Raw genomic sequence first — 13,876 nt, forward strand, 5'->3', positions numbered from 1 at the left:
GGTAAAGTAATGAGTAAAAACATTTTGGTGGTTGATGACTCTTATTACATGCGGACAGTATTGAAAAATATATTGGAAGATGCCGGCTATAATGTAATAAATGAAGCAGCCAGTGGGCAAGAAGCTATAAAGTGTGCAGACGCTGATCAGCCCGACTTAGTAACGCTTGATTTAATTCTCCCGGATAATTCTGGGCTGGATGTGCTAAAGAAGATAAAGGAGAATAATCCTGGGCAAAAGGTAGTGGTAGTGAGTGCTGTAGGTCAAGATAGCATTGTTAGACAGGCGAAGGAAATTGGTGCTAATGCATATATCATTAAGCCATTTGAAGAAGAGAAGGTAATTGAAATAGTAGGTAATATACTCGCATCTTAATGAACAAAAGGGAGAGGGAATATAGAGCTATATTTTTAGCTGAAGCTCAGCAGAGCTATGACAAGATTTCCTCTGATGTGGTAACGTTAGAGAAAGACCCTGGCAATGATCAGTTGATAGCTGATATATTTAGGCTTTTACATAACATGAAAGCCAATGCCGGTGCTATGGGGTTAGAATCTCTGGCAGATCTTGCGCATTCATTAGAAAATGTTTTTAGCGCCATAAGAGATAAAGAAATTATCTTTAAAGGAAAGGTTGCCACAGTTATTTATCAGGCCATTGATCAATTAGGAGGCTTAATTACAGCTTTCGAAAATTCTGATCAGCCTAACTTTGACCCTTCATTAATAGCTAGCCTCGATAGTATTCTTTCTGAAAAGGAAAATGAGGAAAACCTGTCAGTGCCTATTACTGAATCTTCTGGGCAATTTACATCAAGCGCAATTCACCTTCCTGATACGGTTTCTATCTCTTTAAAAAAACTTGATGACCTATTAAATTTGGTTGGTGAGATTAACACCGGTAGAGATCAATTATTACAATTAGGAGAAAGCTATGGCAGCCCTCAGATACGGAGCATCATTAATAACGTATTTAGGGTTGCAGACCGAATGCAGGAGAATATAATGTCTGCTCGCTTGGTTACAGTAAGTTCACTGTTTAATAAGTTTCCTAAAATAGTAAGGGATATAGCTAACTCCGAAGGCAAGCAAATTAATTTACTTTTAAAGGGGACAGATACTACGATTGATAGAAACGTATTGAGTGTTATCTCAGATGTGATGATACACCTAGTACGAAATGCCGTAATACATGGCATAGAGTCGGAAGAGGAGCGTAAAGAGGTCAATAAACCTGTGATTGGACGTCTTGAAATTGAGGCCAAAAGCGAGAAAGGGTTAATTGTTATTGCGGTCAATGATGATGGGCGTGGTATAGACCCTCAGAAAATTAGAGATAGAGCTGTGGCCAAAGAGCTGATCTCCGAAAAGAAGGCTAATTCATTGAATGATGATGAATCTTTAGGCCTCTTGTTTATACCTGGCTTTTCCATGGCCAGTAAAGTTACTGAGTTTGCAGGTAGAGGTGTGGGACTCGATATAGTGAAAAATGTAATAGATTCTATTGGAGGTGATTTGAAAATATTGTCAGATATAGGGCAGAGCACCACTTTTAAAATGTCTTTACCTATTTCTCTGTCAGTAAAAACGTCACTACTCTTTAAAGTAAATAAAGCCAATTTTGCTGTCCCTTTATTGAATATATATTCGGTGCTTACTGTTACTAAAGAAAGTATACATAAGGTCAGCGGAGAATTAATTTTGGAACATAAAGACGAAAGAACTCCGTTAATATATTTACACGATTTTCTTTTTTCTGATAGTTACAATACTAATTATATTAATCTACAGCGCGAAAGCATCGATATAGTTATTGTGTGGTACAATAATAGGAAGTACGGTTTAGTGGTAGATCGTATGTATCGTCAGCAAGAAATAATGATTAAACCATTGCAAAAACCACTAGACGATAGTGAGTTGTTCAGTGGGATAACGTTATTAACTTCAGGTGATATTTGTTATGTGTTGGATGTTGCCAACATTGCAAAAAATTATGAACAACAAGAAAAGGTAGAACAATTTTAACTGAGGCTCATGCTTTTGTATAATATGACCGAATTGGAAAAAGATATACTGAAAGAATTAATGAATATTATTTTTGCTAAGGCAGCAGATTCTTTCGCTAAGATATCTAAAGAAGAAGTTCTCATAAATGTGCCGGTTTTAAAAGAGGCTGAAAGTGAGGAAGCTCTTAGGCAGATAATAGAGGAGAATAACGTAGAAGTATTAATCCAGTCAGAAATAAAGGGTGATATTTATGCGCACACATTACTGTTGTTTTCCGATGAGCATATTGGCAAACTCAATTCACTACTGGGTGGGCGTGTGGCTGTAGATAAAGTTATGAAAGAATCGTTATTGTTGGAGTGGAGCAATATATTAACAGGCACAATGGTTACACATTTGGCTAATTTCCTAAAAGTAAATATTTATGGGTCAGTGCCGAAATCACCAGTGTATAGAGATGGAGTAAATAATGATGAATTGTTGCTTGATCTTGATATAACCAGACCAATTTTATTTCAAGTAAACACCCATTTTATGCCAAGTGGAAGTGAAGTTACCCTTCCGATGGTGCTAATTTTCGATGTTCCTAATATGGAGCAGGTTGTAAAACATATCAGAGAAATTAATAAAGAAGATTTCACACTCTTCAAACGTTAGTTTTGGTATCATCTTCCTGTATAAAGAGCTATTTTTAGTGTATTTTTGTGAGGTTGAACATAATTTATTGATATATGTCTGATATTTTATATGATGAAGTTCCTTCATTAGATCTTAGAGATTTCACAGGAGATGATAAATCAAAGCGTAATAAGTTCGTAGAAGATCTTGGTAGTGCTTACAATAACATTGGTTTTGTAGCTATCAAGGGACATTACTTAACTGATGAATTATCGGAGCAGTTATACGCTGCAATAAAGAAGTTTTTTTCTTTACCAGATGATGTTAAAGAAAAATATGAGATAGAAGGCTTAGCAGGGCAAAGAGGTTATGTGGGTAAAGGTAAAGAACACGCTAAGGGAAGAACTACCGGAGATCTTAAAGAATTTTTCCACATAGGTCAGGAAGTAACTGATAACGATCCCATCAAAGAAGAGTACCCCGACAATGTAAATGCTGACGAAGTTCCTGAGTTATTAGAAATAGGCTTAGAAGTTTACAGAAGGCTTGAGCAAACTGGTGTAGAAATGCTAAGAGCTATTGCCTTATACCTAGGTTTGGACGAAAACTACTTCGATAATAAGGTTAAAAATGGAAATAGTATTTTAAGGCCGATCCACTATTTTCCAATAGAAAATCCTGATGCGGTACATGCAGATGCAGTAAGAGCTGCTGAGCATGGAGATATCAACTTGATTACACTTTTAATGGGAGCAAGTGCTGATGGACTACAAGTGTTGAGAAAAGATGGTAAATGGATTCCTATTACTGCATTACCAGAGCAATTGGTTGTGAACGTGGGAGATATGTTAGAGCGCCTAACTAATAAGAAATTAAAGTCCACTATACACAGAGTGGTTAACCCTCCTAAAGAGCAAATGACAAGTTCTAGATATTCTATTCCTTTCTTTATGCACCCTAGGTCAGAAATGGACTTAACGTGCCTTGAGAATTGCATTGATGCAGAAAATCCAAAGCAATTTGATGATTCTACTGCGGGTGAATTCTTAAATCAGAGATTAGCAGAGATTGGTTTAAAGAAGTAATCTGGTAGACTTTGTTCAAGCGAGTAAGATATTACATTTTTCTGCGAGATGTATTAATCTTGGCAGTGAGTGCTTTTGGAGGACCACAAGCACACATTGCTATGATGTTTGATTTAATGGTCACTAAAAGAGGGTATTTAACCGAAGAAGATTTAATTGAGTTAAATGCCCTTTGTCAAATTCTTCCTGGGCCTACTTCCACACAAACCGTTACCGCAATAGGGTTTAAAATAGGAGGGCCTAACCTTGCCTATCTCACTTTGTTGGTCTGGATGATACCTGCAGTAGTAATTATGACTATAGCAGGTATAATGATCAGTACCCTTGAGTCTACCGAGTTTACAAAGTTTATTCAGCCAATGGCTGTGGGTTTTGTGAGTTATGCAGCGGTTAAAATTACACGCAAGGTTATTAAAACTAAAACATCTGCAGTATTGTGGGTAATAGCTGCAGTAGGAGCTTTTATCTTTAAGTCTCCATTCGTTTTTCCTATACTTTTATTGGTATGTGGTGCTTTTACAGCATTAAAGTATAAGGCTCAGCCAATAGAAGAGAAAAATGGAATGAATATTCAATGGGCCAATTTCTTGTTATGGGCAGGTTTTTTTATTTTTATAGCCATACTAGGGCATTTTACCAGATATAGACCTGTGTTACTGCTAGAGAATTTTTATAGAAGTGGAAGTCTCATTTTTGGTGGCGGGCAGGTATTGATCCCATTTTTATATACCGAGTTTGTTGAGTTTAAAAGGTATCTCACTTCTGAAGAGTTTCTATCTGGTTATGCTATGGTGCAATCTGTGCCTGGTCCAGTCTTTTCATTTTGTGCTTACATTGGTTCTCTATCTATGAGAGAGTATGGGCTGTCGGGGCAAATATTAGGGGCTGTAGCCTCTGCTATAGGTATATTTTTACCAGGTACATTTCTTATATTTTTTGTTATCAGATTTTGGGAAGAAATGAAGAAATACAGAATTGTAAGAGCATCACTCGAAGGTATTAATGCTGCTAGTGCAGGTATGGTGATTGCTGCTGGGGTGCTGATGTTGGTGAATATAGAAGGAGATTTGCTCAACTATTCTATTGCCTTAGGAACGTTTTTAGTGTTGTTGTTTACTAAAGTTCCGCCTCCAATCATTATTATATTAGGTATTATTGCTGGGTTTATCATCTAATCAGCCCTTTCCATCTCTCCAATCTATTTAATTCGTAGTGCTAATTTGGGGCTTTTAGTCATGTCAAGCAGCTGGCAACAATTATTTTGTTTATTATACTGGGCTATTGATGACTTATGTCAATACAAGTCAAGTGATGAGGTATGAATGAAAAGAATATAAAAAAAGCCTGATTCAACGAATCAGGCTTTGAATATTTTTAACCTAACTTGAAAGTGATAGGTAAGATAATTCTTTGTTTAACAGGTTTTCCTCTTTGCTTTGGAGGACTCCATTTTGGTGCGCTTTTGATAACTCTTACAGCTTCTTCGTCACAACCAGCTCCAATACCTTTTACTGCTTGAACTTCAGTTAAAGATCCGTCTTTATCTACTACGAACTGAACGAATACTTTTCCTTCTATTCCCATTCTTCTTGCTTGTGCAGGGTATTTAAGTTTATCTCCTACGAACTTGTAGAAAGCTTCATATCCACCAGGAGGTGTTGCAGGGTCTTCCACAATCATGAATACCTCTTCAGCAACTTCTTCTTCAGGAGCATCTTCAACAACGATCTCTTCAATTACATCTTCTTCTGTAACTTCAACATCAAGATCAAGCTCAATTTCCTCCTCAATTTCTTCCTCATCAGGAACCTCTACGATTTCAGGTTGCTGAATTTTTGGTGGCGGTGGAGGTGGCTGTTGGGTTGGTGGGATTTCTAATAAATCTTCAAAATCGTCTTGAACCTGAGCAACTTCAGTTGCTTTTCCCTCACCAGTTTCGTGGTATCTAAAGGCAAAAACAACAGCACTCATGGCGATAAGAAGACCAATATTGAAGAAGAGACCTGATTTCTTTCTCAAGTCGGCTTTTTCTGTCTTTTTCGCTTCCATTATTTATATACTCTTATCTAATTAAAAATGAGTCAGTCAACTCAAATATACAAAATATTATTTTTCGTCACTCAAAATTTACGTCTATTCATTAGGTAAAACAAGAATAAACTTAAAATAGATCCGCTTATGTTAGCAATTGCATCATAAACATCCATAGACCTACTAGGTATCATACTTTGCAGTCCCTCAATGATAAACCCATATAAGGCTGAAATTAAAAAGCCTTTTACTATTAATGCTTTGGTACTCGATTCTGTTTTTCTTTTCTCAAAAAAATGAGAGGTTAAGAAAAAACAGAATATAAAAAAGATACCTGCATGTCCGAGTTTATCATAATCAAATAGACTAATGTCTGGAACAGATTCTCCAGGGGTGAGCGTTAAAACTAAAATTAGAGCTCCCCAACATATGGTGGCGATCAGGTATTTAGTCACTGGATAGGATTACGCTCCAATAACTTCTTTATAACCAGCAGCATCTAAAAGATCACTGATTTGACTCTCGTCACTGATTTTTATTTTAATTAACCATCCTTTTTCATACGGATCTTCATTTACTAGCTCAGGAGATCCTTCTAACTCTTCATTGATTTCTTCTACTGTACCTGTTAAAGGCATGAATAAATCAGAAACAGTTTTTACGGCTTCTACCGTACCAAATACTTCACCCACCTCTACTTCATCTCCTTCAGTATCGATATCTACGTATACGATATCTCCTAGCTCACCCTGAGCAAAATCTGTAATTCCAACAATTGCAGTATCTCCTTCAATTTTGATCCATTCGTGATCTTTGGTGTACTTTAATGATTCTGGTATATTCATTTCTAATTTATTATGTGTGGTCTCAAAAATACATTCTTTTTCGTAATGCTAAAATTTTTATTGCGCTAAACTAAAGCGTAATTGAAATCCTACCCTTGTAGTTGATATTCTGTAACTTGTTGAGATTTTGGGCTCATTAATATTACGTTCGAAGTAAAACTGTAAGTTTAGTTTTTCATTTAGCACATAACTAACATTTGGTCGTATTTGTAGGTTTAAATTGCCATTAGTTACTTGACTTTGCTCGTCTATTTTTCTTTGAATTGTTTTAGTATCTCTAATGGTGAAATTAAATCTGAACGTTAAATCATTTTTCAATGAAATAACTCTCCCTTGATTTTTGAATGGCAGTTTAAAGTTGGCCTTAGTAAAACCAAATTCTAATACTATATCATTACTCTTCATTTCTGTTACTTGGTGGTTGGTAGTAGTAAGTGCGAGGTCACGCGCTACTTTGTATTCAGCCTTAGCGGTTAACCTACTCTTAGTTCTAACATTAATACCAATTAGGGGCGAAAACTGCTCTCTTATTACTACTTGCTCTATAATATAAATAGGGTTATATGTACCGTCTATAGATTGAGCAAACCTTGTTCTGTTATATGATTCAATATTATTATTTAACTCCAAGCCTGTAGAATAGTCTTCACGGTTACTAGAAAAGCTTGATACTGTATAATCAGATTGATAACCGTGAGTAATACTCACTGATTGGAAAACCTTTTTAAGGGCAGGGATTTTGCCCAACCCAGCATAATCAACTCTCCAGTTTGGAAGAGGAGTAGTTGGGAATGGCGAAAGATCAGTGCTACTGGCAGATTTTCCTGTATAGGCAGCAATAAATGCCGGTATCAATACATCTTGAGAGTTAGTATCATATTCTACACCTGCTTCTTGTCTAAACCTATTTAGTATCTCAAATCTGTTTTTAACAAAATCATCAAATACAGGAGAGTTATTATTAGAATCATCTTTCTTAAAAGCAGTTTTTATTGATAGGAATGATATGGAATAGGCTCCTGTTCTTAGCTGCGCCTGACTGATATATTGGTCATCATCAGGGTCATAACTGAAGATTTCTTCGTAGGATGAACTCTTAGTTTTTTGTAAATCGAGTTGCAGCTTAAAGTCTTTGAAAGGCTCCACATTGGCTTTTATATTATAGTCTACCGTTCTGGTCTGGCTAAATGGCGTAGTAAGGTCAGGATTTTTGGTTATATATCCATCAGCTGCCAGTTTAGTTCTAATATTAGGGTCTTGAGAACCTAATATGAACGGTATGCCGGGTTGATTAAAGCTACTATCCATACCAAATAAGAATGGAGTAGGGGTGAAGCCAGGCAAGAAGGTACCTTCTCTTAAAGTATATGTAGCATTGATTGATCTTACAGCCATTAGGAATCTAAAGAATCCTTTAACTCCTTTATTTTCTGCTTTAGCTGTTTCTGTGCTGTCGGCCTGAGATTTAGTTGTTGGTCTTAAAGAACTTCTTCTTGATTGATTTTTAGGAGAGTTAACCTCCTTCAGGAAATTAATTTTATTGTATAATTTCACTAAGTCCAACTTTCCACTTACTGTGTTGTCTCTACTATTTTGAATAGTATTACCATAGTTCAAACTTTCTCTTACAGAATCCACAGCATAGTAAGGGCCTGCTTTCCAGCCATAGCTAACTTGATACCTGTAATCCGTATTGATCCAATCTGTTAAAGGAATTTTATCTAGAGGCAAGTGATAATTTAAGCTTACACTCTGGTCAAAATTCTTCATCCTACCTAAGTTTTTCAAGTTAGTAACAACTGAATCTCTATACTCTTTCTGAGTAACATAGTCATTAGTGCCTGGAATAAAACCACCATCGGGATCAGCCTCTGGCTCATCTATAATAGCAGATGCCTTTGCACTATAGTCTAAAGTAAGGTTTTCAGTTAAGTCCCACTGTACGTTGTACGACCTGTTGAAGTAAAAAGCCTTCTCAAGGTTAGTCTGTGTGTCAATATTATCTGTATTTCTGTAAACCGTTCTTTGGAAATTTCTCTGTAAGTCACCTCTTACTGAAATGTTAGTAGGCAGCAGATTAAAATTAAAATCTTTGATCAACTGCAGATAAGGTGATTTTAAGAATTTTAAGTTTTCGAATGGTTTAATTGGTTTTGCCTGCGAGGTATAGTTATATGCCACGGCAGCATTGAAACTCCTCTGCAATTGCTGTTGCAAGTTAAAGTTAGTCCTTAGCATTTCGCTATAAGCATATGTAAATGACAAGTTTTCAAAGTCATAAATATGCTTTTTAGCCTCTGGGTTAACTTTTATTTTTCTAACATTCGTGAAGTTTATACTTTTTCTTGTGGTTTCGTCAGTTACTATTGCCTCATATTCGTTTCGTTCCTGTTCTGTTTCAAAGCTTAGTAAGGCTGCATCTAATGTTATATCTGGGTTGGCCGGATCAAACTTAGGCTTGATGGTAGTTTTTTCGTAACTAACATACATTGGTATTTTCAGTCCTAATTGCTCTGGCAGTAACTTGTCTAAAGTAACATTAGCAGATACATCGTAAGAAGTAGTTTCTTCTCTTGTTCGTTCTGAAATTTTTGATTGTATACCTCCAAAACCATAGGTAGTGTGTCTTGCTGTGGCTGTTACGTTAATGAAATCAGCAAGTTTAGCATTTAAGGTAGCATTAGCTGCCCAGCCCTTTGTTCTATCAAAGTCAGTTACACGGAGTTCATTCGCCCAAATACACACATTTCTGCTTACACCATTCGATCTTGGGTTTTTAACCCCTATGGTTAGCCAAGTTACCGCACTCATGTCTGGGTTACCTCTTAGTCTAATGCGGTTGTTACCTACTTGCTTAGAGCCGTCTAGTGGGTAAATCTCTGTTTTTGCTATCCCTTCTCTGTCTCTTGCCGACTTCAAGGCATAGAGCTCATCCATATCAATGTCTATTTCATTTTCTGATGGCCAAATAAGTTCTGGATTAGCAGTACCAGTAGATGTTAGTTTTAAGGGCACTTCTATTTCGTAATAGTTATTCTCCACATCAGATCCTAACCTTAGAAACGCGGTTAGTTCGTCATCAGAGGCATCATCACTTTGAGCGTGTAAGAACATTTTTATACGACCATAATTGATAAGATCATACGAAACTTCTTTGTAAGCTGCTCTAGCATTTCCATCTTCTAGATCTTCAATGCAAAGCTGTAAAGATTGCTCATTTAGCCTTCTTTCAACATTAGAAGTGTTATCTCTATCTCTTGTGAAGCCAGGAGGTTCCACATAAGGAATAGTATTAGACTCTATGGCGCCATTTTCTTCTATATTTACTACTGATACGGTAAGGTTACTATAGTCTTCTTGCTCTCCTACTTCACCAAATCGGGCATCTTTTAATGAGTTAGTATAGCGTCTCCATCTACTAGAAACAAACCTAAAGTTCACCATCCTTAATACTACTGGCTCTTGCCAGTCAGTAAGGTACGTTCTTAAGTATTTGATAGACTTGTATCCCGATATATTTCCTTCCGTTCTTAAAGGTTGCCTAACCGGTATTCTGAATAAATACCAAGTTGCCCCTGTTTTAGGATCGGTAGCCTGATCGGCCACGTACTTGTTATTTGTTAAACCATTAGGGTTAAGGTCTACCTTATATTCGTAATATTCTTCTAAATCGTTAAGGGTATTATCAGCATTTAAATCTTCATTATCTGGAAGGTTAGATCCAGAAGCAGTGTAAAGGCTGTTGGAGTTGGATATTACAGGAGAGTTATTCTCTACACCATTGAAGTTTTTGTACCTCTCTAGAATTCCCGCATTTCTTGAGTCTAACTCATCTCCTAAAAAGTAGTTGAAGTTATCCGCTGCCGGATCGTTCAATTGTCTGAATTTATTAGGATACGGAGTATATTGCTTTTCTTTATCATCACTTAAGCCGTTGAAACCAACATCTTGATTAGGTCTGGATGACGTAGAGTTATCAAAAGCATTAGTTAAAAACTGTTGATCGGTAACAAATCCCCAAGGGGCTTTTTCTACTACTCCCACAGGGTTTCCTAAGTCGAAACCTTCGGCAGGTAGGCCGTTTTCAAAGGCGTGAATATCATCAGGAATAATGTCTTCTGATATACTACCTAGGTTAAAGTATAAATCACCACCCGTAGTGTTAGGTCTGTTGTTGCCTCTACCATCATCAATATTACCATTGTTGCCACTGATGAACGGATCCATTAACCAAAATTCTATATATTCTATATTTGCTTTATCAAAGTCTACTTCTGATTTGATAGCTGTAGTCATACCACCCCAGTTATTTCTAATGCTGGCAGCATTTGTAAATACACCTTCACCGTTGGTCTCGGTTTCGTTGAAGTTGTAAGGGCCACGTTCCGCAGGGTAGTAAGCCATGTCAAATGTACGTTGGATGTTAATTACATTTGCATCGAGGTTTGGAAATATCTCTTGTGGGATTACCTGCCTTATGTAGTTGTTTTCAAGGTATTCGTCACTAATATTATCAGGTTTTCTTCTGTCGTTTCTATAGAAAAGGTTGTCAATGGTGTACCAAGCTAATTTTGCTCTTCTGTACCCAAAGCTGAGGTCGTCAGGGTTATTGCCATTGAACCTGTTATCTGCGGTTTTTGGCGTAGATGCTAGTTTCCAGCTCGATGGATTACTAAGAGAGAAAGGAGTTGCCGTGTTTTCAAAGTCATCGATGTACGATGTGCCTTCTCCATCTACCACATTAGATGTTCCGGGTATTAATTGAGCAAACTCTGCATTAAATGTAATACTTGAAGGTTCTTTGGTTTGAATTAAAGGAAGCTTATCAAGCATCTTAGTTAAAAATCGTGAATCTTTTTGGACATTAACATCGAAACCATATTTAGTATTTCTGGTAGGTTCACTACCTACACTTACCCTTGAAATGAGAGGACGTTCATTAAGGTGTAATAAAGTAGCTCCTATGGTAATGTCATCATCCACTTTGTAATCCATTCTGGTTCCGAGTAATGTTCTCGACTGGAAATTGAATAGATCTGCTTTTTCATAAGAAATAGTAAGTTCTTTTCCTGAGTTGAGTACTCCTTCGTTAATGATGTTTACTTTTCCGAAAGTGTAATCTACTTGGTAATCGGTTCCTTCTATTAGTGGAGATCCTCCTGCATATACTTTTACAGAACCTTCTGCAATGTTAAATCCGGGTATTACAATTTCGTTAGAGGAGCCAGCCTGATATTTACCAGCAATAACATATTTGTTTTTGTTTGTTACTAGTTGGGCATCCGCCTTTGTCTTATTATATAGCTCAGAATAAACGTATTTATTGATCAAACTTTCCTGTCTGCCCCCGGGGTCATTGTTAAATTCATTTCGCAATGGCGTATTGAAAGGTTCTAGGTAAGGGAAAATGATAAGCCCATTAGTTGGGTCTATTGTCACACTTTCTACATAATCAAAGTTACCATCAGGTTGTGGATCTTCACTTTGATTTAGTTTATCTAACCCTAATATTCTAATAAGGGGCTTTGTACTAGCTGTAGCTCCTTCTTGTAATTGAGGGTTGTCAATACCGGTATTATCATCTCTGTATATAACTCTTAACTCAAAACCGGGTTCCTCAATATTGGACCCGTTAAGGTTATATATGTTTTTCATCATCAAGTCCCAAGTAGGAATACGCTTACCACTATTGTCTTCGATGTTGATTTTTTTAGGTCTTAATAGCTTTAAGAATACTACTTGGTTTTCAGGTAAGTTGCTATAATCTAAGCTTAATTCTCCCACTTTATGGTTCTGACCTTTGTAGGTGTATTGATAAGATACCGCTAAGGCCTCATCTGACTGCAACTTGCGAGCAAGAGTAATATACCCTAGTCTAGAGTTGATGGTATACTCTGTTTGGTCTAGTTTACGGGCACTGGTTATTTTTTCGTATTCAAGGCCATTTTCCAGTCCTAGCTGATTTTCTAATGCGGTATTAACCTGGTCAGAGGCTCTCGGGATATTGCCAGAAGTGAGGGATGCGAATAAACTGTTAGCATCATTATCGGTAGCTTCTCCTGAATACGCAGGATTTGCCAGCGTTTGGTCGTATAAATTATCAGTTAAAGGCTCACCTAAATCCATAAGTCCCACTACGTTTCTCAACGTTTGGGTATTGTTATTTCTGTTTACTACATAAACCTCTACTTTAGAAACAGAAACCCCTGAATTAACATTAGGGAGTGTTGCCACCCATGCCTCGTAGTTATCTCTAAAGAAATGACCTAAAAAGAAGTGTCTGTTCTCATCATAGTCAGATCCCTTAATTTCAAATTCTTTACCCTGAGCACCGCCAGCATCAACAGTTATAGATTCAGATTTTCCTCGTTGTGTTGAAGCGACAGTGGTTACATACAAATTTCCAAATTGCAATTGGGCTTTTACTCCAAATAGGTTTTGTGCTCCGGAAATCAAACTGTTGTTTAGAGGTAAGCTTACGTTACCAATTTCTAGTTTTTGAAGTATATCTTCCTCATAGCCGGTGTATTCAACTTTTAAGTTATTTTCAAAGTCAAATGAGTTATTGTTATCAAAGTTGGCAGTGATCTGTAGTTTATCTCCTACTTTACCCACTACGTTCATGCTTATTTGCTGATCAAACTCAAACCCGCCACTTCTTTGCTGTCTAATAGGCAAAGTAGGGTTGGCAGTTCGTTGCCATCTACCTCCGAAATCAAGAGTAACAAAACCTCTTGGAATGATTTCCACATAAGTACCACCGAAAATCCTATCAAATATGGGGCTGATATAGATTGGTGGTATTAGGTTTCTTCCACTTACTGCACTTTCTCCATCAAGACCAGCAGATTTGCTTTGCCAGTATTCTTTTAACTGACGTTGCTCTTGATATTGCTTGTACTCCTGAAACGACATTTCAGTAGGAGGCCTGTAGTCAAAATCTCCAAGTCGCTCATGCACAGTATAGGTACCTCCGGTATCTATTTCAACTTCCATCTGAAGATTGGACGGATCTTGTAACAATAATGGTGAATTACTCGTATTACTACTAAAAGGATCACCATACCTATCTTTTTGCTGATAGGTGGGTCTTCTTGTAGGGGTATACGGTTTTTCCTCCTCTAAAGTATCCCGTTTAGTAGTATCGGGTTCTTGTACAGGAAAAAAATCTACAGGTTCCAGGTTTAGGTTTAGGTTGCTGGAACTGACAGAATGAGTCAGAGCCGCGCTAGAGCCTACAGCGCATAGTACGGCTATTAGTGATTTATTGAATCTCTTTATAATCAAAACT

The 13,876-nt window shown here is 37.1% G+C and carries 9 protein-coding genes; 5 read left to right on the top strand and 4 right to left on the bottom strand.

Annotated features, from left to right (window positions below; genetic code table 11):
* The first annotated feature begins 9 nt into the window (after window positions 1-9).
* The 5 genes from ACXACQ_RS07445 (at window position 10) to chrA (ending at window position 4,884) form a co-directional block, all read left to right on the top strand.
* Entirely contained in the window at window positions 10-375 is a 366-nt protein-coding gene (locus ACXACQ_RS07445; RefSeq protein ID WP_474975301.1) for a response regulator, read from the top strand.
* Complete coding sequence (locus ACXACQ_RS07450) at window positions 375-2,024, top strand: chemotaxis protein CheA (protein WP_474975302.1); 1,650 nt, start codon at window positions 375-377, stop codon at window positions 2,022-2,024. The genes ACXACQ_RS07445 and ACXACQ_RS07450 overlap by 1 nt, the downstream gene beginning before the upstream one ends.
* Before the next feature lie 9 nt (window positions 2,025-2,033).
* Window positions 2,034-2,663 carry a chemotaxis protein CheC gene (locus ACXACQ_RS07455; protein WP_474975303.1) on the top strand — a complete coding sequence of 210 codons (630 nt, stop codon included), beginning with the start codon at window positions 2,034-2,036 and terminating at the stop codon, window positions 2,661-2,663.
* 74 nt (window positions 2,664-2,737) lie between these two features.
* Window positions 2,738-3,709, top strand: a complete 972-nt coding sequence (locus ACXACQ_RS07460; protein ID WP_474975304.1) for an isopenicillin N synthase family dioxygenase — start codon at window positions 2,738-2,740, stop codon at window positions 3,707-3,709.
* A gap of 11 nt (window positions 3,710-3,720) precedes the next feature.
* The gene (gene chrA, locus ACXACQ_RS07465) at window positions 3,721-4,884 is read left to right on the top strand and encodes a chromate efflux transporter (RefSeq protein WP_474975305.1); all 1,164 of its coding nucleotides are present in this window, start codon (window positions 3,721-3,723) and stop codon (window positions 4,882-4,884) included.
* Between the two features lie 199 nt (window positions 4,885-5,083).
* On the opposite strand, the gene ACXACQ_RS07470 is transcribed toward chrA, so the two are convergent.
* The 4 genes from ACXACQ_RS07470 to sov all read right to left on the bottom strand — a co-directional run bounded on the left by ACXACQ_RS07470 (window position 5,084) and on the right by sov (window position 13,872).
* Window positions 5,084-5,758: an energy transducer TonB gene (locus ACXACQ_RS07470; protein ID WP_474975306.1), complete on the bottom strand. Its 675-nt coding sequence runs from the start codon at window positions 5,756-5,758 to the stop codon at window positions 5,084-5,086.
* A gap of 71 nt (window positions 5,759-5,829) precedes the next feature.
* Window positions 5,830-6,195, bottom strand: a complete 366-nt coding sequence (locus ACXACQ_RS07475; protein ID WP_474975307.1) for a VanZ family protein — start codon at window positions 6,193-6,195, stop codon at window positions 5,830-5,832.
* 9 nt (window positions 6,196-6,204) lie between these two features.
* A complete protein-coding gene (gcvH, locus tag ACXACQ_RS07480) occupies window positions 6,205-6,585 on the bottom strand; it encodes a glycine cleavage system protein GcvH (protein WP_474975308.1) in 381 nt (126 codons plus the stop codon).
* 57 nt (window positions 6,586-6,642) lie between these two features.
* A complete protein-coding gene (gene sov, locus ACXACQ_RS07485; protein ID WP_474975309.1) occupies window positions 6,643-13,872 on the bottom strand; it encodes a T9SS outer membrane translocon Sov/SprA in 7,230 nt (2,409 codons plus the stop codon).
* Between the last annotated feature and the right edge of the window lie 4 nt (window positions 13,873-13,876).

It is taken from the genome of Fulvivirga sp. AWR4_260 (genome assembly GCF_056158185.1).